Origin of the sequence: Oenococcus oeni (assembly GCF_020510245.1) — a bacterium.
GTDB lineage: Bacteria > Bacillota > Bacilli > Lactobacillales > Lactobacillaceae > Oenococcus > Oenococcus oeni.
Genome location: NZ_CP084701.1, coordinates 1,668,273 through 1,688,269, shown reverse-complemented (window position 1 = coordinate 1,688,269; position 19,997 = coordinate 1,668,273). Strand labels below are relative to the sequence as shown.

The window sequence follows — 19,997 nt, the reverse complement described above, 5'->3', positions numbered from 1 at the left end:
GTTTTTCAAGAAGAGAAGTTATTTTGAATCGGATAATAAAGAGTACCCTGCAAGCGCTTACAAGAAATCATTCTAACACCGCTCTTAACTGCTCAGAGTATGTTTTGGAAGTCAAAACGTCTTTGGTCTAAACCAATTTGCGTACATTATTGGAATTCCTTAACCTACAGTACTTTTGAATCAGATTTTTTGTAGTTATCGAAATAGCAGAATATTTGCAATTATATTGTCATTTTTATTTCTTTTTTTAATAACAGTTCAATATTTTTTTCTTAGATGAAAGGAACTTATAAAATTATTTTTAATAAATTATTTTTTTGCTCAATATTTCATGGACTAAAGTTTTTTATATTGAGATTTGATTATTAATCCAGGATAATGTTTTTTATTAGATAGTCTGTTTAATAATTAATGGGGAACTTAATATGGCTTATATTCAGGTCAAAAACGAATTTAAACGTTATAAAATGGGTGAAATCGAGATTGTCGCCAATGACGATCTTTCTTTTGAGGCTGAACGAGGAAAACTAACCGTTATTCTTGGACCAAGCGGTGCTGGAAAGTCAACCATTTTAAATATTTTGGGTGGTATGGACTCGCCAACCGAGGGTAAAGTCATTGTAGATGGCACTGATATTGCTGTTTTCAATGAGAAACAATTAACTGAATATCGGCGTCAGGATATTGGCTTTGTTTTTCAATTTTACAATTTAATACCGAATCTTACGGCAAAAGAGAATGTTGAATTAGCTTCTTCGGTTGTAAAAAGCGGCCTTGATGCCTCCGAAGTATTGAAAGATGTCGGTTTAGAGAAACGATTGGACAATTTTCCTTCCCAATTGTCCGGTGGCGAGCAGCAGCGCGTTGCTATTGCGCGAGCTTTGGTTAAAAATCCCAAGATACTTTTATGCGACGAACCAACCGGCGCGTTGGATTATGAAACTGGCAAACAAATTCTGAATTTATTACAAAGTGCCAGCCAAACATATAATAAAACCGTTCTGTTGATTACACATAATTCAGCAATCGCTGAAATGGCCGACAGAGTTATTAGAATCAATGACGCCAAAGTAGCTTCCGTTCAGGATAATGCAAAACCGATTCCGATTTCGGATATAAAGTGGTAGGAAATTTCAATGAAACCCTTAACTAAAAATATGTGGCGTGCCATCAAAAAACCCTTGGGAAGATTTATTGCGATTGTTTTAATTATTATGCTTGGAGTTTTAATTTTTGTCGGCGTGAAAGCTTCAGGACCCAGCTTAAATGATTCTTTGAGTAAAACGTTACTTAATACTAAATTGAGCGACATCCAAGTCCTTTCAACAACCGGCTTTGACAAAAAAGATATTAAAATTGCCGAGAAGCTTTCCGATGCAAAAGCCGAAGCCGTTAAATTTAAATATGTTTTAGCAGGTAAAGACAAGTCTGCAGTGGCTTTGTTTGGATACCAGTCTCAGCAAAAGCAAAATAAATTAATTCTGCGCAGCGGAAGATTGCCAAAGTCCAAAAATGAAATTGTTTTGGATAATAGAGCCAAAACAAAATATGGATATAAGTTAGGGCAAACATTTACTTTTCTTAAATCAGCAAATTTAAAACAACGGAAATATAAGATTGTTGGTTTCGCTGATTCGCCAATGTATATTGACAATACAGAAAGAGGAACAACCAATATCGGTGACGGAACGGTTCATTTTTTTGCCTATATACCTGATAATCAAATGAACCTTGATTCTGCGACTTTGTTGAATATTAGATTCGACAGTTTGCAAAAATACAGCAGTTTTGGCAATCACTACCAGGACCAAATTAACAAGAAAATAATTCAATTAAAAAAACTTTTTAAAACTCGCTCAAAAATACGAAGCAGCCAGATCTTAAATAAAACACTTAGCGTTATAGAAGGAAAACAAAAACAACTGAATCAGGCCAAAAATGAAGTTGATCAAGCGAAAAAACAATTGGTCGAAAAATCCGGTGGTCTTGTCAAAACAACACCTAAACTGGATCAACAAGAAAAAAGATTGAATGTTCAGCAGAAGAAACTTAGTGGACTTTTAAAAAAGGCCAATCAAAATTCCAAAACGGTTTATACTTGGCAAACACGTGAAGATTTGCCGGGATTTTCCACTTATGGAGACAGTTCGAATCGAATTTCAGCAATCGCAAATGTATTCCCGGCGTTCTTTTTCTTGATTGCTGCCCTGATTACTTTCACAACCATTACGAGAATGATCGAAGAAGCTCGTGGACAGATTGGCATTTTTAAGGCCTTGGGATACTCTAAATTTTCAATCGCCCGCAATTATATTGGTTATGCTTTAATGGCAGGAATGGCCGGTACAATTATTGGTGCACTAATCGGTAATAATTTTTTGCCACTAATTGTATTGTCTTTGTATAAAAATTACATACCAATCGTTGCTGTTGTGAAATTTCAATGGGGATTTTTTGCCTTATCTATTTTATTTTCATTAATCGCAACCACGGGCGCTGCTATAATTGTTGTTTTTAACGAATTATCAGAAAAACCAGCAGCATTGATGCAGCCGAAATCACCTAAATCGGCTAAAAAAATTTTGCTGGAGAAGATTAAACCTCTTTGGTCATCGTTAAATTTTAAACAGAAGATTAGTTACCGCAATCTTTTTCGATACAAATCGAGAATGTTTATGACAATTATCGGAATTGCCGGTGGAACAGCACTGATCCTCACCGGTTTTGGGATACAAAATTCAATTGCTGCCAGTGGTACGCGTTAATTCAACGAACTAACCAAATATCAAGCACTCATTAGACTGAAAAGTGCAAAAAGCGAAAATCGGGTTCTTGGAACCTTACAAAAAAATAAACGCTATAAAAGTCACGTTGATATTTCTTCTGATATTGGCAAAATTCAAGCAAATGGGAAACAGGTGAGCGATACTGGCATTTATGTCCCGAAAGAAAATAGTCGGTTTTATCAGTACGTTAACCTTAGGAGAGTTAATTCCAATCAAAAAATAACTTTGCCAAAGAAAGGTGTCGTAATTACTCAAAAAATTGCTGCTGTTCTAAATATAAATGTTGGCGATAAAATTAGAATCACCACTAGCAGCGGTATAAAGGCCCAGGCTGAAGTTAAGGCTATTGCTGAAAACTTTGTTGGTAATTTTATGTATATGAGCCAGTCCTCTTATACAAAACTATTTAGCCACAAGGCCAACTGGAACAGCTTTCTAATTAGGCTAAAAACACAAACAGAAAAGCAGCGTAACAAGCTGTCTAATCAATTGATCGAAAAAGATGATGTTTTGGGTGTCACTTATTCAGAGGATCAAAAAAATGCTGTTTCAAATATGTCCTCTAGTTTAATTCCGATTATTTTGATTCTTATTTTGTTATCAGGAATACTGTCTTTTGCTGTTTTGTATAATTTGACGAATATTAATATTTCCGAGCGTATACGTGAATTATCAACCGTTAAGGTACTTGGTTTTTATGATAAGGAAGTAAACATGTATGTTGTGCGGGAGAACATTGTTTTAACTATTATTGGAATCTTTACCGGCTATATTGTCGGAAATTTGCTTACCTGGTATATTCTTCAGCAGGCAGAAACCGATCAAGTAATTTTTCCATTGACGATTCATTTATTTGGTTATATTGCGTCAACATTTTTGATGATTTTATTTACCGTGATTGTCATGTTTATTACACATCAGCGATTAAAAAATATTGATATGGTATCGGCACTGAAATCGAATGAATAGCAAAGAAATTAAAAGTTCTATTTTTTACTTCGCGTAATTTATATTTTTCTGTTGAAACTCTTAAATTTAAAAATAAAGAAATTCTAAAAAACTATCTGTTCAGTTTTTAGAATATTTGACTAATGTTTTTTTAGTATATTTTTTCAGTAACTCGTTTTCTTCTCTTTGAATGGCTGATTTATTAGTAGCTTCTTTGGGATGCTCTTGCAAATAGTCCTTCAATTGTTTTGAGACCGTTTTTTTCGTATTTTTCTTAATATCTTTTCCTGCTTTAACTAGATTTGTTTTAGAAATTACGAACCAATTGCGGGGAAGAACGAAACTAACGGTATTTTTTTTAATTTGATGATTGTTGATTATTCCGGCAAAAAGTATTTGATCGGCTTTATTTGTGTAACGGTATTGACTAACTGATTTAATTCTTGAAGCGTTTTTTTGAGATTGATTGATAAGCAGCTTAACAGTTATACCGTTTGAATAGGTTGTTTGGCTTTTATGCGATTGAGTACTGCCTTTGTAGACATAAATTTGTTTTTGTTCCTTGCCTTGGTTGATGTTTTGATAAACCAAAATGTGATTTGATCCTGGAAAATTAACCAATGGATAAATAGTTTTTTTAGAACTCATTACCTTTAATTCTGTTCCCCAGTGATAATGTGTATCGGCGATCAACAAGGTTTGGGAGGCTAATTAAGTAATTATTAAAATGGCTCCAATAGTTATTCGGTGTGGAATGTTTCCTAATAAAGCTAATAGAATAATTCCAATAATACAGATTAAACTGATAATAATTATCATCGGTCTGCTCCTTTTACAATGTTTTTGTTTTCTTGTTTTTTTAGGTCTTTATGATGGGACAGGAACCAAACTGGAATAGCAGCCGCCGCCGTTATTGCAATTGACCAGATAAAAGCCATGTGATAGGCATTCGACAGATTTGAAACTGTTGGTACTAGTCCGTTTGTTTGACTCTGAATAACTGTTGCTAAAATTGCCGATCCAAAAGCGCCTCCGACATTTTGTAATGTCCTGGTTGCTGTGGTGGCTTCGGGAACCTGCTCAGCTGCTATGCCGCTATAGGAATCGGACATAACTGGAATCGTTAATCCACCTTGGCCAATCCCACGAAAGAAAAGCATCAGCCAAATTAAATATTTACTGGTATTAGCATCAAAGAAAGCAAAAGGCAGAGTACTTAATACTGCAATAACAACGGAGACCAGAACAACCCAACGAGTTCCAATACGATCGGTTAGTTTGCCTATTTGGATCCTCGACACCAACAAACCAACTCCCTGAAAAATTAAGTAGGTTCCTGACCAGACAACGCTTAAGCCACGAACATTTTGCAAATACAGAGGCAGAAGAAACATGGCACCATTAACCGTGATTCCAGACATTAAAAGAATCACTGTAGCTCCTGAAAAGTTAATTGATTTAAACAAACTTAGACTAACTAATGCATGTTTGGAGAACTTTTGTGCGTAAATAACATAAGCAACTAGTAAATCAATTCCGATAAATAGTGGTATTAGAACGTTTGCAGACGATAGATTGCCATAATTACTGAATTTAACAATACCTAGAATTAAAGAAGAGAACATTCCTCCTAATATCAGAAAACCAATCCAGTCAAAACTTTTACCATATTTTTTAGAAGCAGGAAATTTTGGCATGAGCCAAATTACTAAAGCAATCGAAACGGCAACGATTGGAATATTAACATAAAAAATCCAGTGCCAGTTTAATTGATCAATAATATATCCACCAATCGTTGGTCCTAATATAGGTATTAATACGGCGGGCAAACCCACGATAGCCATCAAACTTCCCAAATTTTTCCCACCTGCTGCGCGAACAATCAATGTCGATAACAAGGAAACAACTATTCCTGATCCAGCACCTTGAATTAATCGACCAATGATTAAAATATCAATATTTGAAGCAATTCCGGAAAATATCGAACCGATTAAAAACAAAATAATGCCGGCTATATAAAGATTTTTTCCACTGAATCTATCTGAAGCCCAGCCCGTAAAAAGAACGGTAATACCAAGGGAAAGTATATAGCCAGTCGTGACCCATTGGACGACGTCGACAGAACTGTTTAAATCATTCATAATGGTGTTAATTGCTACGTTAGTCATCGTTGTGTCAAGCATTGGTGCGATAGCGCCTAATATTAAGATAAAGGCAATTTTGACAATCTCGTGACGATTATTTTCTTTGTTCGTTATTACAACCTCATTTACTTTATTACTTAAGGTACTTAAGTACCTTAAGTAATATAACTCATTGTTTTTAAGAATACAAGGAGGAGTTTTCAGATGGAAACACAAAAACAAACTCGTCGTCGTGGTGAGAAATTAGAAAATACGATTCTAACTGCAGCTTGGGATCAATTAAATAAAGTTGGTTATAAAGATTTAACCATTACAGAGATTGCTAGTTTAGCCGGTACGAACAAAACAACTATTTATAGGCGTTGGCCAAACAAATCTTTGCTTGTAGTTAGTGCTTTTTCTAAGTTCGTACCCAGACCAAAAATGCACATTCCCAATAGCGGAAATTTGCGTGACGATCTTGTTAAACTATTTGAACAGTTGGTAAATCAGTTAGAATTCTTAACTAGCGGAAAATTCGAGGGATTGCTGCTTGACCGTTTACGTGACACGTCTATCGATAAGGTTTTTGGAAGAGTGGACGAAAATAACGCCCTACAAAAATTTATTGTAATTATTCTTCAAAGGGCAGAGAAACGCGGAGAATTAAAAATCAATCAGCTATCTCAAAGAGTTTTAGAACTTCCGTTTTTATTATTATTGAATGAAGTAATTTCAACTCGCGGAATAGTGCCTAAAGAATCTCTCACAGAAATTGTCGATAAAATACTGTTACCGGTTTTTTTGAGGTCAAATTAAAATAACGATAATTAAATATTAAATCTTTATGTTCCGGATTATAATCGCGGAATAAAGCAGTTTTAGTTGCTTTTGCGGTGTTTTAAACAGTTGATCAGTTCATATAACCACACGTTTTTTATTAAAGAGGAATTAATTATTTTCCAAAAAGATTATTATAACGAGTTGGATTTCGGTCAAGTTTTCCGTTGAATTTACTATTTTTTCAATCCTGATCACTAAGTTTGAAATCAAGCAAAAGTTCACTTGATTTACCTTGGAAATCATATTTATAAGTTCCATCCAAACCCTTTAATTGTTCGGTCGCATTAACTATTTGAGCGTTAATATTCAGTCTTCCTTCTTCAAAGGTGCCGTTTTCACAAGCGGTAAAAGTTCCTTCCCTGTTTTTGTAAATTCTTTTAAAGTGAAAAAAACCAGAAACCCTGGCCTCTGCCTGTTGGCCATCAACGTCCTCTTCAAGATAATAAAGGAGATACTGCAGGTAGGCAATCCCCTCTAAAATGCCGGAAATTTTATACTCTACTTCAACTGTATGGACCGGAAAAAGATCTGTTTCGTTTTCGATTGCCTTCTCTTCCCATTTAGTGACTTTAAAATCTGATTTTTCCATTAATGAACCTCTTGGTTTGATTTTTTGTTATCGAGATTTCTAGTGTCAGGCATAAAAACGCAAAACTCACGATAGAAATTATTTTATGTTCAGTATCGCAATCGTAAGTAAATATAACTTTATTTTTTGATTTTGTAAGCCTTCATTTTGGTTGAGGAAAATATCTTATTAAACGAAACAACTAATGTTTATCTAAACGCTTACAAATGTTTATTTTATCATTGAAGATTTAAATCAGATTAAAGCGATAAAAAATTGAGCTCAAATCAGTCGGGTCTCATTTGCTCGGCTAAAGTGCTTAACTCTCTCAATTGCTTCAATAATTGGTCAATCTTGGCCTGCTTTTCAATACTTGAATAGACTGACGACCCTTCCAAAGAGCCCTTTAATGTATAAAGTTGATTCCGGAAGTTTAATAGTTCTTGTTTTTGAATCGTTCGATTTTTTTGGAGCTGTTTGAGTGTTTGATAACAAACTTGTGCGGCATCTTCTATAGAAGACCGATGATTATTCTTATTAATAATTTTTTGATCGGGGCTTGACGACCGAATGGGAAATTGTTGTCGAAAAGCATTAGCAAAACTTATAAGTCCTTGATCCAGTTTTATAAGTATCTGTTGGTTGTCCATAGCTTAAGTGTAGAGAGTTCGACTAATTATCGCATGTTTACATATAAATTAAATATAAAAAATGATTGAACCGTTTAAAGTTCAATCATTTAATCGTTTATTGATTTTCAGTTTTTCTTTGGCAGCGGCTTACGACGCATATCCATTTCAATTTGCTCAAGTGATTTTCCTCTGGTTTCTGGAACGAGATAGATCACGAAGAATATTGAAAGAATGGCAAAGAAAGTGAAGATTGCAAACGGCCCACCGACATTGTCATGGAAAGTTGCCAATAATACGAGAAAGAATTGAGAAACAATAAAGTTTGCAATCCAGTTAGCAGCTGATCCTATCGATGTGCCGACTCCACGAATATTCAATGGGAAGATTTCACCAATCATTAACCAGCAAATTGGTCCCCAGGAAACGGCAAAACCAAAGATATATATCGCAATGAGAATCATTGTCGGAATGGCCGCTTGTTTAACACTGAGAGTAAAGTTAAGCACGGACAAAATTCCAATTGATACTGACATTACAATCGATCCAAACAAGAGGATTGTGCGACGGTTAAATTTGTCCATGATATTGTATGCCAAAACGGTACATAGAAAATTAACAACACCAATGCCGACTGAGATCCAGATAGCATTGCCTGCTTGAAAGCCGAATCCTTTAATAAAGACCTGTGGCAAAAAGTAGATAACGGAATTAATACCAACCAATTGTTGTAAAAGCATCAGTCCAATCGCAACAATGACGGCTGGACGGGCAAAAGTAAAAAGTTCTTTAAAACCGCCTTTGGGCTGATTGGAAACTTTTTTAATATCTGCTAGTTCCTTATCAGGATCTTCGTTGGTTTTTTCACGCAAGTGGTGAAGGACACTTCGAGCTTCATCGATTCTTCCTTTTTCTACCAGATAACGTGGTGATTCCGGTAGGACAATCGAACCTATGAATAAAATTAAAGCCGGTATTAATGCCGATCCGAGCATCCAACGCCAATCACGAAGCCCTAACAAATTATGACCCAGGAAGCCGAGATTAGAAACATATGCCAATAAAATACCAAGGGTAATCATTAGCTGGAACATGCTTCCTAATGATCCTCTATGTGGGGCATCAGCTAATTCGGCCAAGTAAGCCGGAGTTAAGGCTGAAGCGGATCCCACGGCAAAACCCAGAATGATACGAGCGATAACCATTGAAACAAAACCGACAGCCGACATTGATAGCCCAGATCCGATTAAGAATAAAACCGAGGCCAGAATTAACAATTTTTTACGACCGAACTTGTCGGATAAAGAACCAACAGACAGGGCCCCAATCGATGATCCGATCAAAACAGAAGATGTAATGAAGCCAGTTTGTTCGATATTTAGACTGAAATCACTTTCGATTAAAGATGATGCACCGGAAATAATCCCAGTATCAAAACCGAAGAGCAAACCTCCCAAGGCACCAAAAACAAAAATAAAAAATATATTTAAATGATGTGCTTTCAAAATAATTCCTTTCCATAATTAGTTAATTAATTGCAAACCATAAAAAGCTCAACAGTTTTTAAGTGTAAACCCTTGCATTAAAAAAATCAAGTAACTAATAATTCCCAAAATTGATTTTAAAAGAATTCGGAAACAAACGATTTATTTGAATACTTATTTTTAAAAGCAAAATTTTTGGCAAGAAAAAAGGTCAATCGGTGAAATTTCATTGGCTGTTTTGAATAGCTAATTGCAATAACTACTTATAGAAGTTCATTATTAATTGACAAAGTATTAAATAGGTTTTAGTGTTGATTTTAAAAGCAGTATTAATGCTTCAATTGTTTTTTTATTTATCGTATTACGTTTTTGATTTTTTAAAGGAGGGATATTGAAACAAGCTATTGAGACAATTCCAGCGAATAAAAAATTAAAATATATAAAGAAAATTGCCATTTTAGCCACTTTTGGAGCTTTTTTGTTCGGTTACGATACGGGAGTCATTAATGGCTCTCTTTCTTTTATGGCTCGAGGCGATGAGCTTAATCTCTCTCCGTTTATGGAGGGACTGGTCACCAGCTCTTTGTTATTTGGAGCGGCAATTGGGGCCGTTATTTGGGGCCGTTTGGCTGATAGATACGGTCGTAAATCAATTTTACGTGTCTTGGCGATAATTTTCTTTTTTTCTACACTTGGTTCTTCTATCGCACCGAATTCATACGTTTTGATTATTGGCAGATTGTTTATGGGTCTAGCAGTTGGCGGAGTTGCCGGAATTGTGCCGGTCTATTTGGGAGAAATGGCACCATCCAATATTCGTGGAAGCCTGGTATGCCAAGATCAAATGATGATTGTTTTAGGACAATTACTGGCTTATGTCATGAATGGCATTTTGGGAAACGCCTTTAATGTTTCCTATATCTGGCGTTTTATGATTGCACTGGCAGCGATTCCTGCGATTATCCTCTGGATAGGGACTTATATTATTCCCGAGACGCCCCGTTGGTTGGCAATCGAGAAAAAAAGTGATCAGGCTTTAGTCGTTCTTAGAAATACCAGAGACGATAAAACTGCTGATCAGGATTTAAAGCATATTGAACAAAACATTAAAAAAGAAAGTTCAAGAGGGCATGCGAGCCTGCACGATTTTCACACTCCTTGGATTAAAAGAATTTTAATTATTGGAATTACGATTGCGGTAATGCAACAACTGGCCGGTATCAATATCATGATGTATTATGGAACGACCATTTTGGAAAAAACGGGTTTCAGCACGAAGGCAGCTTTGATTGCCAATATCGGTAACGGAGTTCTATCTGTTTTGGGTACCACTATATATATGTTCTTCCTTGCTAACCGAATTAAACGTCGACTTGCTTGGATTGGCGGCTTCTGTTTCACGACGACTATATTAGCTGCCATTGCGATTTTGAGTCACTATGCTGCTGGACTTTCGATTTTGCCTTATATTGTTATCACCTGTACGATGCTGTTTGTCTTTGTTGATCAAATGACTCTTGGACCGGTTTGCTGGCTGCTTTTATCCGAGATTTTTCCATTGCATGTGCGTGGATTGGGGGTCGGAATTGCGACTTTCGGCATGTGGATAATGGACTTCGGCGTTGGCTTCTTTTTCCCGATTTTAATTGAGATCTTTGGTTTATCAAATACTTTTTGGATTTTTGCCGTGATCGGTGTGATTTGCATAATTATTTCTTTCTTTATTATTCCAGAAACATCCGGAAGAAGCTTGGAACAGTTGGAAGATTCATTCCGTCGTTCATAATTTCCAATTAAATCCTAAACTGATCTCTTATTTTTGTTACTCGACACATGTGTATATCATTCGATCATAATTGTTTGGGGAAAATTTTCTCAAAAATTTTCTCAATTGGATAATAAACGAATCCCCAAACCAGTCCTTCTATTAAATTGAAGGGAAGTACCATTAATAGTATGTATTTCCCCAGACCGATTATTTTACCGATGTTATAGTTCATAAATTCAGCATATAAAGGTAAAGCGAAGAAAATATTGGCAAATATTTCAACTAATGTTAGAGCAATAGTCGAGGCAATAATCGCTAACCAAACGTTCTTCCTTCTTAGGTAACTAAGAATCAGCATATAAACAATGACAGCAACAATATTAATCGGTAAACCAATCCAAGTTATAACTCCCTGATTTAATAGAATCAAATGCAGGACCGATCTAAGCAAAACACCAAGTAGTCCGTATCTAATGCCGAAAAAATGAGCCAATAGAAGCAAGGGAATAATCGAGAGTTCCAGTTTTAAAAAACTCGCTCCTGGAATAATCGGCACTTGTGGAAAAATCATTAAGATAAAGCTGACAGCCGAGAAGAGAACGGTAATCATTAAGATTCTAAGTTTTTTTCTGCTTTCAATCATGTTTTATTTTTCAACCTTTCATTAAATATCGGAGATGGTATTGAAATTTATCATCCTTTTTGCATCGCGATATTTATTAACCAAAAAAATAAATTCATAAATCGATTTCTTTTTCTATTTAAATTAGCCAATAAAAAAAGCTCCATAAATATGGGGCTTAACTGATGACGCATCAAACAAAATCTCATAATTCAGTGTAATGAAATTTACACTGAATCTATGAAATATTCGTCTATTTCTTCTCCCATCCAGACTATACTGTCGGTCCCAGAGTTTCACTGGGTCAACCGCTTGCGCGGGTCACGGACTTCAACAAAATGTTGTTACCGTCGGTTGGGAATCACACCCTGCCCCGAAGAATTTATTTAATTATCTTAATCGCAGAATAATTATACTACCTAAAAGTTTAAAAGAAGCAAAAAGATTGTGATTTATTTGGTAAATTCTGGCAGGCAAAGAATAATTACTTTTTAAGTGACTGTTATTAAAAAATAGAAATCATTATTATATTAGTTAACACAAAACTGCCAAAAAGTTGTCATAAGTTATACATTATTGAAATAATGAGTACGGCAAATACAACTTTTTTAATTTTATCGAGTGTTTTAGTTTTGTTTATGACACCTGGATTGGCTTTCTTTTATGGCGGACTCGGCTCAAAGAAAAATGTTGTCAATACAATGATGTCGGTCTTTGTCATGTGTGGACTTGCAGTTGTTCTTTGGGTGATTTGCGGTTATTCGCTATCTTTCGTCGGTGATTTCGGCGGTGTTTTTGGAAGTCTCAGTGCCCTTTTGTTACATGGGGTGAAATTAACCGCTCTGACATCGACAAAAATTCCAACCAGTTTATATTTAATTTTTCAAATGATGTTCGCTGTAATCACACCGGCTTTATTTGTTGGAGCAGTAGTTGGCAGGATTCGTTTTAAATTTTTACTGCTTTTTACTGTTTTTTGGTCAATTTTTATTTATTATCCGTTAGTGCATATGGTTTGGGCAAACGGATTTTTGGCCAAAATGGGAGTAATTGATTTTGCCGGAGGAACTGTTGTTCATATTGATGCTGGTGTAACCGCCCTGGTTCTGGCTTATTTTCTTGGACCACGTATCGGTTATCGCAAGGGTAAACAAGAAGGACATTACAGTCTTCCTTGGGCACTTTTGGGGACGACGATTCTTTGGATCGGTTGGTATGGTTTTAATGCCGGTTCTGCTTTAGCAGCCAACCAAATTGCTGTGCAGGCCGTGTTGACCACAACGGTCGCGACAGCTTGTTCAATGATTACCTGGATGCTGATTGAAATGTCTTTAAAAGGTAAAGCGACTTTGGCAGGGATATGTAACGGAACCCTGTGCGGATTAGTTGGAATTACACCGGCTACCGGTTATGTAACTGTAGCCGGATCTTTTTGGATTGGAATATTAGCGGCTGTTGCCAGTTACTTTTTTGTCAATTTTCTCAAAGCCAGAATTGGCATTGATGATGCTTTGGACGCTTTTGGCTGCCATGGGGTTTGTGGAATAGTTGGCAGTATTTTAACCGGTTTGTTTGCCAGTCGGGCGGTTAATTCTTCGATAAGTATTAATGGATTATTTTATGGCGGCGGATTTAAATTATTTGCTGTTCAGTTATTTGCAACGCTTTTTTCAGTTATCTTCACGGCTCTAATCTGTTTTTTAATAATAAAGTTTCTCAAATTATTCATGAAAATGCGGGTCGATGTTAAAGAAGAACAAAAAGGGCTTGATTTTGGGGAACATGGTGAAAATGTTGATTATGTGATTTCATTGACATTAGAAGCTTATCAATTCGAAGATCAGAAAAAAGAATTTTTTCAGGATGAACCTAATAATCTAAAAGAAGTATCTAAAAATTCGAAAGATACTTTGAATTCAACAATAAGTTAGTTTTTAAAAAGAGATAGCTTGTTTGATTGAACTCTAATTATGAGAAGTAAAAAAAGCGCATAATTTGCGCTCTTTTTTTATTTAGTTTTCCTGATTAGTATTAAGATTATTTTAATAATTATTAATTGATTAGAGGCAATCATGACTGTAGAAAGAGTGAGGAAATATTTTGAACAGTTCGCTTTAAACGATCGAATCAAGATGTTTACCAGGCCGACAGCAACCGTCGATCAGGTGGCGGAAACTTTACGTTCAAGCTGATCAAATTGCTAAGACGCTGGCTTTCTCATTTGAAGATCGATCCTTTGTGGTAGTCACAAGCGGCATGACCAGAATTTCCAATCAAAAATTTAAAAAAGTCTTTAACCAAAGGCCGAGGATGCTTCCTCACGATCAGGTAGAAACGATGACCGGTTACCGAATTGGTGGTGTTTGCCCTTTTGCTTTGAACGATGGGGTAAAGGTTTATTTGGATTATTCTTTAAAAAAAACATGATTTACTTTACCCGGCCGCCGGCGATCTCAATGCTGCTATCCGTTTATCTTTGGACGAGTTGGAAAAATATTCTCGAGCAGCTGGCTGGGTTGATGTTGCAAAAGAAATAGCCAAATAGTTTTAGGCGTGTAGGGGGGTACTTTAAATGAAGGAAGAACTTACAGATATTTTTAAGATAATCGACTCCAAATTGGAGAAATTGTACTCTGAAACAAGTTTTTCTTTACCTGATTTGTACGGCGAAGATCAGTGGAGAAAAATCTATATTGGCGATCGTGTCATGGCTGGCAACCTCTTCTTGCGAAAAGTTAATCAGGGCTTTTATAATGATATTCAGGTTTTGCCGAAAAAGGATCGCAAAAATCGTACTTTATATTTTAAGTCCTGAACCAAACAACTTAAATAATTATTAAATTGGATAAAGAGTTGACAAGGACGTGGCGACTTTTAATTTTGAATTAGTTTTACAATCGCTTATAAGCCAGTCGGCATGTTGATTTGATAGCCTATAATAAATTTGTATGAAACGTGCCCGTATTGTTTATAATCCATCCTCTGGTCGTGAAGCGATTCAACGAGATTTACTAAAAATAATGAAAGTTTACGAGCGTGCCGGCTATGAAACTTCTGTTTATGAGACAACCCCAAAAGCATTTTCAGCCCGCGATGAAGCAAAGCGTGCTGCCCAAGCCGGTTTTGATTTGATTGTAGCCGCTGGAGGCGACGGAACTGTCAATGAAGTTGTCAACGGTATTTCCCCTTTAAAAAAGCGTCCTTTGATGGCGGTGATTCCTTCGGGAACGACTAATGATTACGCTCGTGCTTTAAAAATACCCCGCGATGATTTGGTCGAAGCTGCTAAAGTTATTAATAAACACGAGACACTTAAAATGGATATCGGTGAAATCACTTCCGGTAATTCTCGTCTTAACTATTTTATGAATATTGGGGCACTTGGCACTTTATCTGAATTAACATATGAAGTTCCTTCGATGTTGAAAACTCTGTATGGATATTTGGCTTATATTACCAAGGGTGCCGAACTGATCACACGCATTCAATCGGTTCCTGTTCGGATAACTTATGATGAAGGAAAATTCGAGGGACAGGTCAGTCTTATTTTATTAGCCTTGACGAATTCAGTTGGCGGTTTTGAAAAAATTGTTCCTGATGCCAAACTTGATGATGGAAAATTTTCCTTATTAATTGTTGAAAAGTCTAATATTGCTCAACTTTTTAATTTAATTACGAAGGCTTTAAATAACGGTTCCCACATTAAAGACAAATTAATAACTTACATTAAAACAAGTAAGGTCAAAGTCGAACCTTTATCTAACGATAAAATGAAAGTTAATCTTGACGGTGAATTCGGTGGCGTTGCTCCAATGACTTTTAAAAATTTGCAGCGGCATATTGAATTTATCGCGGTCACCTCAAGAATGAAACCAGGTTCAAGAACGAGAGCTCAAACTGCAGATGAGGTAATGGCTAAGAAAGCCGAAGAAGAGTTCAAAACAGCTTCTAAAGAAATTAAGAAAAAGGTGGGAGTGGATAAGTGAGCAAAAAAACTTATTCAAAATTAGTTAAGAATCAAGAATTAACCGGAGATGTAATTGATCTAACTTATGAGGGATTAGGTGTTGTCAAAGTCGACGATTTTCCGGTTTTTATTGTTAATTCACTTCCTGGAGAACGAATTAAGTTTGCAATCACCCGAGTTTTAAATTCCTATGCATTTGGACGAGTGCTTGGAATTATTAAGGAATCTCCAGATCGGGTTCGAGCCGATCACCCGGAAATGATTGCTAGTGGCATCGCTCCGCTGGTAAATTTGTCCTACCCGGCTCAGCTGGAGTTTAAACGCAAACAAATTCGTCAATTGTTTCATAAAGTTGGTATCGATGATCTTGAGATATTGCCGACGTTGGGGATGAAGAACCCGACTCATTATCGAAATAAAACAGTAGTTCCGGTAAAATTTCAAGCAGGGAAGTTGGTGACCGGCTTTTACCGCCGTGGTTCTCACAAGCTGGTTCCGATTGAAGATTATTATTTAAATGATCCGAAAATTGATGTTGTTGTTGGAATTGCTCGGGATGTTTTGAATGATTTTCACATTTCCGCCTATAATGAAATTTCCCGGGAGGGAATTGTGCGTTACCTGATGGTTCGCCATGGTTATCATAGTGGCCAGACAATGCTGGCGGTAGTGGCAACAAAAAAACATTTGCCGCATGAAAAAGAAATTATTAAAGAAATTAACCAAAGAATTCCGGATTTAACCAGTTTTTTATTGAACTACAATCCCAAACAGACAAATGTTCAACTAGGGCTGGATAATCGTGTTTTATCCGGTCAACAGGTTATTCATGATACTTTGCTGGGACTTGATTTTGAAATCGGTATCAATTCTTTTTATCAGGTCAACCCGCAGACGACTGCTGTTTTGTATACAAAGGCAGCCGAATTGGCCGGATTGAAGAGTAACCAATTGGTAATCGATGCTTATTCGGGAATCGGAACAATTGGTCTTTCGATTGCCAGACAAGTTAGAAAAGTTATTGGTGTCGAGGTTGTTGTTCCGGCCGTTGAAGATGCCAAAAAAAATATGTTGGCTAATCGAATTGAAAACGCCGAATATATTGCTGCCGATGCAGCAGAACAATTTATTAAATGGGCCGATGCCGGTGTCAAACCGGATGTAGTTTTTGTTGATCCGCCAAGAAAGGGCCTGACTAGCGATTTAATTCAATCATTAGGCGTGATGGCACCATTGAAATTCGTTTACATTTCTTGCAATCCTGCTACACTTGCTCGCGATGCTGTTTTGATCAAAGAACAGGGATATCGAATTTCCAAAGCGGTTTTACCAATTGACCAATTTCCACAGACGATGCATGTTGAATCGATTACTGTTTTTGAAAAAGAATAAGAATCTGTTTCAAAATAAAGATTTTCAACACCATTTTGATAATCTTAGAATAATTGGTTTTCAGAGGAGAGATTAGATGAAAAACGTGTATTTTAATCATGATGGCGGTGTTGACGACTTGGTGTCTCTTTTGCTTTTGTTGCAGATGGACAACATTAAGATCACCGGAGTTGGCGTAATGGGTGCAGACTCATACTTGGAGCCGGCTTTGTCAGCCACAAGGAAGATAATCGACCGTTTTGGCAACGGGATCGAACTCGCACCGGCGGCTTCGAATTCGCGTGCGGCTCATCCGTTTCCAAAAGATTGGCGAATGGATGCTTTTTCGTTTGATGCTTTTCCGATTTTAAACGAGAGCGGTAAGATTAAAACTCCGGTTGCTGTTAATCCGGCCCATCTCGATTTGATTGAAAAGTTAAAATCCGAGTCGGGGAAAACCACTTTAATTATGACCAGTCCGCTAAGCGATTTGGCTCGGGCAATCAAAAGTGATCCGACGATTGTCGATAGGATTGAAGAATTGTACTGGATGGGCGGCACGATGGATAATCGTGGCAATGTGGCCGAGCCGGAACAAGATGGAACGATTGAGTGGAACGCCTATTGGGATCCGGAGGCTGTCAAAATCGTTTGGGATACCAAGATTCCAATTCATATGGTTGGTTTGGAAAGTACCCGCCAGGTCCCGTTAACTCGATCTGTAAGACAGCATTGGGCACTTGAACGTCAATACCCGATTATTGATTTGATTGGCCAGGGTTATGCTTTGGTGCCGCCATTGGAGCACTTTGAAACCAATTCAACCTATTTTATGTGGGATGTTTTGACAACGCTATACAGCCAGTTTTTGGATGTTGCGGAAACAAAACGAGTTCTTAGCGATGTTTCTATTGCTGGAGAATCTGCAGGCCGAACATTTGAAAGTGAAAACGGTCGACCGGTAACACTTGTTACAAAGGTTAACCATGATCGTTTTTTTGCTTTGATTGATGAACTTGGTAAAAAGAATAGTTGATTGGTAATAACTAAAAAACTCGGTTATTGTGGCTGCTGGAGGCAGAAAGCTAATAATCGAGTCTTTTTATAAACTTTAAAATCTTTTAATGAGATAAAAAAGTTATTTAATTTTGTTTACTGCCCATTTAGGTTTTTCACCCGAAAGGACTCTAACGACTTCACTGGCGGAATCGACTGCCATCCGCTCCATGCATTCTTTTGTGTTTGAAGCAATATGCGGTGTTAAAAGAACATTGTCGAGTTTATAAAATTCACTTGTTAACGGTAACGGTTCTTCGTCAAAGACATCCAAGGCCGCTCCGTTAATTTGCTTTGTTTTTAAGGCATCAATCAAGGCTTGTTCATCTACGAGAGCTCCACGGCCCAAATTAATCAGTGAGGCGCTTTTTTTCATCATTTCCAATTCTCGTTTTCCAAATCCATGAATAGTTTGATCGGTGACTGCCAGATGAAGAGTAATCACATCTGATTGACTTATCAAAGTGTCGCGATCAACCAGTTTACCGATTTTTGTTTCTTTAACGAAGGGATCGAAAATTAAAACATCCATTTCCAAAGCATTAGCTTTTTCTGCAACTTGTCTGCCAATACGTCCGTATCCCATTACACCGATCTTTTTATGAGATAAATCAAAACCCATATGATCAAGTTTGTAGGCAAAATTTCCTTGACGCATTTCGTCTGATATTTTAGTGAGGTTCTTTGATAAATCCAAAATTTCGGCGATTGTCGTTTCGGCAACTGTTGAAGCATTGGCCATTGGCGTAATTGTGACGTATACGCCATGTTCACCGGCGAATTTTTCATCAACGTTATCAAACCCTACTCCATGTCGAGCAATTATTTTTAAATTTGTAAATTTTGTCAGTGTTTGATTATCGAAAGGATCGGTCATCAAGACAATTCCGTCAGCGTCTTTGCCGACTTTTAAAATTGTTTCCTGTTTATCATCAGGGGCCTCGATTAATTCGAAATCATGTTCGCTTAAATAATTTTTACCTGCTTTTGATAATGCTTTTGGTACAACAACTTTCATTTTTAATTCTCCTTTTTATCTTAATAAATAGCCACCATCAACCGGCAGAGTAACGCCGGTGATATAGTCTGATGTCGAACTGGACAAGAAAACTATAGCTCCCATCAGTTCTGATGGATCTGCCCAGTGATCAGCCGGAATATGGCTGAGGATTTCAGTGTTCCTTTCTTTGTCGTCACGCAAAGCTTGCGTCATTGGTGTATTGATATATCCGGGAGCCAGTGCATTAACTTGGATATTTTCCGCTGCCAGTGCGTCGGCATAAGCCTTTGTTAGACCGACTACGCCGTGTTTGCTGGCAGTGTAAGGGAAAATAAATTTGCCGGCACGATAGGACTGCATTGAAGCAATATTAATAATTTTGCCTGATTTTTGTTCGGCCATTGCTTTTGCAACGGCATGCGACAAAAAATACAATGCGTTCAAGTTTAAATTAATTACTGCCTGCCAGTCTTCATCTTTAAATTCCTGCCATTTATTTCTTTTTTGTAGTCCGGCGTTATTAATCAAAATATCTATATGACCAAATGTTTCCTTTGCTTTTGCAACAATCTCTTTTGGAGCATTCTGATCGGTAATATCCTTTTTCAAAAATTCAATTTTTTGGCCGGTATTTTTAACCAAATCACTTGTCTCTTTCCAGCCTTTTTCACTATGACTGACAACAAGCACATTAGCTCCGGATTTCATCAAAGCCCGAGTATAATATTGGCCAAGTCCGGAAGCACCACCAGTAATAATCGCGTTTTTATTATCTAAACGAAACCAATTTGTATTAAAATTATCAACATTTTTCATTTGTATCCTCCTAAAT

At 36.8% G+C, this 19,997-nt stretch carries 17 protein-coding genes, 1 pseudogene and 1 riboswitch; of the genes and pseudogenes, 10 read left to right on the top strand and 8 right to left on the bottom strand.

Annotated elements, in window-relative coordinates:
• The first annotated feature begins 425 nt into the window (after window positions 1-425).
• Complete coding sequence (locus tag J3U91_RS08745) at window positions 426-1,127, top strand: ABC transporter ATP-binding protein (RefSeq protein WP_002819521.1); 702 nt, start codon at window positions 426-428, stop codon at window positions 1,125-1,127.
• Between the two features lie 9 nt (window positions 1,128-1,136).
• A pseudogene (locus J3U91_RS08740) lies at window positions 1,137-3,755 on the top strand (ABC transporter permease).
• 99 nt (window positions 3,756-3,854) lie between these two features.
• Here J3U91_RS08740 and J3U91_RS08735 read toward each other — a convergent pair.
• Both J3U91_RS08735 and J3U91_RS08730 read right to left on the bottom strand, forming a co-directional pair.
• Window positions 3,855-4,430: a DUF4811 domain-containing protein gene (locus tag J3U91_RS08735; RefSeq protein WP_002822005.1), complete on the bottom strand. Its 576-nt coding sequence runs from the start codon at window positions 4,428-4,430 to the stop codon at window positions 3,855-3,857.
• Between the two features lie 119 nt (window positions 4,431-4,549).
• Complete coding sequence (locus J3U91_RS08730) at window positions 4,550-5,917, bottom strand: MDR family MFS transporter (protein WP_002819516.1); 1,368 nt, start codon at window positions 5,915-5,917, stop codon at window positions 4,550-4,552.
• A 165-nt stretch (window positions 5,918-6,082) separates the two neighbouring features.
• Between J3U91_RS08730 and J3U91_RS08725 the strand changes: the two genes are divergently transcribed.
• Window positions 6,083-6,676, top strand: a complete 594-nt coding sequence (locus J3U91_RS08725; protein ID WP_002819515.1) for a TetR/AcrR family transcriptional regulator — start codon at window positions 6,083-6,085, stop codon at window positions 6,674-6,676.
• A gap of 205 nt (window positions 6,677-6,881) precedes the next feature.
• On the opposite strand, the gene J3U91_RS08720 is transcribed toward J3U91_RS08725, so the two are convergent.
• The 3 genes from J3U91_RS08720 to J3U91_RS08710 form a co-directional block, all read right to left on the bottom strand.
• The gene (locus J3U91_RS08720; protein WP_002819511.1) at window positions 6,882-7,289 is read right to left on the bottom strand and encodes a DUF3224 domain-containing protein; all 408 of its coding nucleotides are present in this window, start codon (window positions 7,287-7,289) and stop codon (window positions 6,882-6,884) included.
• Between the two features lie 266 nt (window positions 7,290-7,555).
• Window positions 7,556-7,918, bottom strand: a complete 363-nt coding sequence (locus tag J3U91_RS08715; RefSeq protein ID WP_002819509.1) for a hypothetical protein — start codon at window positions 7,916-7,918, stop codon at window positions 7,556-7,558.
• Between the two features lie 107 nt (window positions 7,919-8,025).
• On the bottom strand, window positions 8,026-9,402 hold the full coding sequence (locus J3U91_RS08710) for a sugar porter family MFS transporter (RefSeq protein WP_002819508.1): 1,377 nt from the start codon (window positions 9,400-9,402) through the stop codon (window positions 8,026-8,028).
• 370 nt (window positions 9,403-9,772) lie between these two features.
• Between J3U91_RS08710 and J3U91_RS08705 the strand changes: the two genes are divergently transcribed.
• Window positions 9,773-11,167 (top strand): sugar porter family MFS transporter, encoded by a 1,395-nt coding sequence (locus tag J3U91_RS08705; RefSeq protein ID WP_002819507.1) that lies wholly within the window; start codon window positions 9,773-9,775, stop codon window positions 11,165-11,167.
• Between the two features lie 64 nt (window positions 11,168-11,231).
• Here J3U91_RS08705 and J3U91_RS08700 read toward each other — a convergent pair whose 3' ends face one another.
• Entirely contained in the window at window positions 11,232-11,792 is a 561-nt protein-coding gene (locus J3U91_RS08700) for an ECF transporter S component (protein WP_002819506.1), read from the bottom strand.
• Between the two features lie 232 nt (window positions 11,793-12,024).
• Window positions 12,025-12,156, bottom strand: a riboswitch (FMN riboswitch).
• 199 nt (window positions 12,157-12,355) lie between these two features.
• On the opposite strand from J3U91_RS08700, the gene J3U91_RS08695 reads away from it, so the two are divergent.
• From J3U91_RS08695 to J3U91_RS08670, 6 genes are all read left to right on the top strand, one after another.
• Window positions 12,356-13,702, top strand: coding sequence for an ammonium transporter (locus tag J3U91_RS08695; protein WP_002819505.1), 1,347 nt, complete (start codon window positions 12,356-12,358; stop codon window positions 13,700-13,702).
• Between the two features lie 229 nt (window positions 13,703-13,931).
• Window positions 13,932-14,198 carry a YbaK/EbsC family protein gene (locus J3U91_RS08690; RefSeq protein WP_226490007.1) on the top strand — a complete coding sequence of 89 codons (267 nt, stop codon included), beginning with the start codon at window positions 13,932-13,934 and terminating at the stop codon, window positions 14,196-14,198.
• A 145-nt stretch (window positions 14,199-14,343) separates the two neighbouring features.
• Window positions 14,344-14,586, top strand: a complete 243-nt coding sequence (locus J3U91_RS08685; protein WP_002819501.1) for a single-stranded DNA-binding protein — start codon at window positions 14,344-14,346, stop codon at window positions 14,584-14,586.
• 133 nt (window positions 14,587-14,719) lie between these two features.
• Complete coding sequence (locus tag J3U91_RS08680; RefSeq protein WP_002819500.1) at window positions 14,720-15,757, top strand: diacylglycerol kinase family lipid kinase; 1,038 nt, start codon at window positions 14,720-14,722, stop codon at window positions 15,755-15,757.
• On the top strand, window positions 15,754-17,130 hold the full coding sequence (gene rlmD / locus J3U91_RS08675) for a 23S rRNA (uracil(1939)-C(5))-methyltransferase RlmD (RefSeq protein ID WP_002819499.1): 1,377 nt from the start codon (window positions 15,754-15,756) through the stop codon (window positions 17,128-17,130). The genes J3U91_RS08680 and rlmD overlap by 4 nt, the downstream gene beginning before the upstream one ends.
• A gap of 76 nt (window positions 17,131-17,206) precedes the next feature.
• The gene (locus J3U91_RS08670) at window positions 17,207-18,145 is read left to right on the top strand and encodes a nucleoside hydrolase (protein WP_002819498.1); all 939 of its coding nucleotides are present in this window, start codon (window positions 17,207-17,209) and stop codon (window positions 18,143-18,145) included.
• Window positions 18,146-18,247: 102 nt separating this feature from the next.
• Here the strand turns inward: J3U91_RS08670 and J3U91_RS08665 are convergent, their stop codons facing one another.
• Window positions 18,248-19,183: a phosphoglycerate dehydrogenase gene (locus J3U91_RS08665; RefSeq protein ID WP_002819497.1), complete on the bottom strand. Its 936-nt coding sequence runs from the start codon at window positions 19,181-19,183 to the stop codon at window positions 18,248-18,250.
• Window positions 19,184-19,198: 15 nt separating this feature from the next.
• Window positions 19,199-19,981: a glucose 1-dehydrogenase gene (locus tag J3U91_RS08660; protein ID WP_002819496.1), complete on the bottom strand. Its 783-nt coding sequence runs from the start codon at window positions 19,979-19,981 to the stop codon at window positions 19,199-19,201.
• Window positions 19,982-19,997 lie beyond the last annotated feature (16 nt).

Bases quoted from the DNA above. Each gene is read 5' to 3' on its own strand.
- J3U91_RS08745 (WP_002819521.1), top strand. From the start codon at position 426: ATGGCTTATATTCAGGTCAAAAACGAATTTAAACGTTATAAAATGGGT.
- J3U91_RS08730 (WP_002819516.1), bottom strand. From the start codon at position 5,917: ATGCTTGACACAACGATGACTAACGTAGCAATTAACACCATTATGAAT.
- J3U91_RS08725 (WP_002819515.1), top strand. From the start codon at position 6,083: ATGGAAACACAAAAACAAACTCGTCGTCGTGGTGAGAAATTAGAAAAT.
- J3U91_RS08720 (WP_002819511.1), bottom strand. From the start codon at position 7,289: ATGGAAAAATCAGATTTTAAAGTCACTAAATGGGAAGAGAAGGCAATC.
- J3U91_RS08715 (WP_002819509.1), bottom strand. From the start codon at position 7,918: ATGGACAACCAACAGATACTTATAAAACTGGATCAAGGACTTATAAGT.
- J3U91_RS08700 (WP_002819506.1), bottom strand. From the start codon at position 11,792: ATGATTGAAAGCAGAAAAAAACTTAGAATCTTAATGATTACCGTTCTC.
- J3U91_RS08695 (WP_002819505.1), top strand. From the start codon at position 12,356: ATGAGTACGGCAAATACAACTTTTTTAATTTTATCGAGTGTTTTAGTT.
- J3U91_RS08685 (WP_002819501.1), top strand. From the start codon at position 14,344: ATGAAGGAAGAACTTACAGATATTTTTAAGATAATCGACTCCAAATTG.
- J3U91_RS08680 (WP_002819500.1), top strand. From the start codon at position 14,720: ATGAAACGTGCCCGTATTGTTTATAATCCATCCTCTGGTCGTGAAGCG.
- J3U91_RS08670 (WP_002819498.1), top strand. From the start codon at position 17,207: ATGAAAAACGTGTATTTTAATCATGATGGCGGTGTTGACGACTTGGTG.
- J3U91_RS08665 (WP_002819497.1), bottom strand. From the start codon at position 19,183: ATGAAAGTTGTTGTACCAAAAGCATTATCAAAAGCAGGTAAAAATTAT.
- J3U91_RS08660 (WP_002819496.1), bottom strand. From the start codon at position 19,981: ATGAAAAATGTTGATAATTTTAATACAAATTGGTTTCGTTTAGATAAT.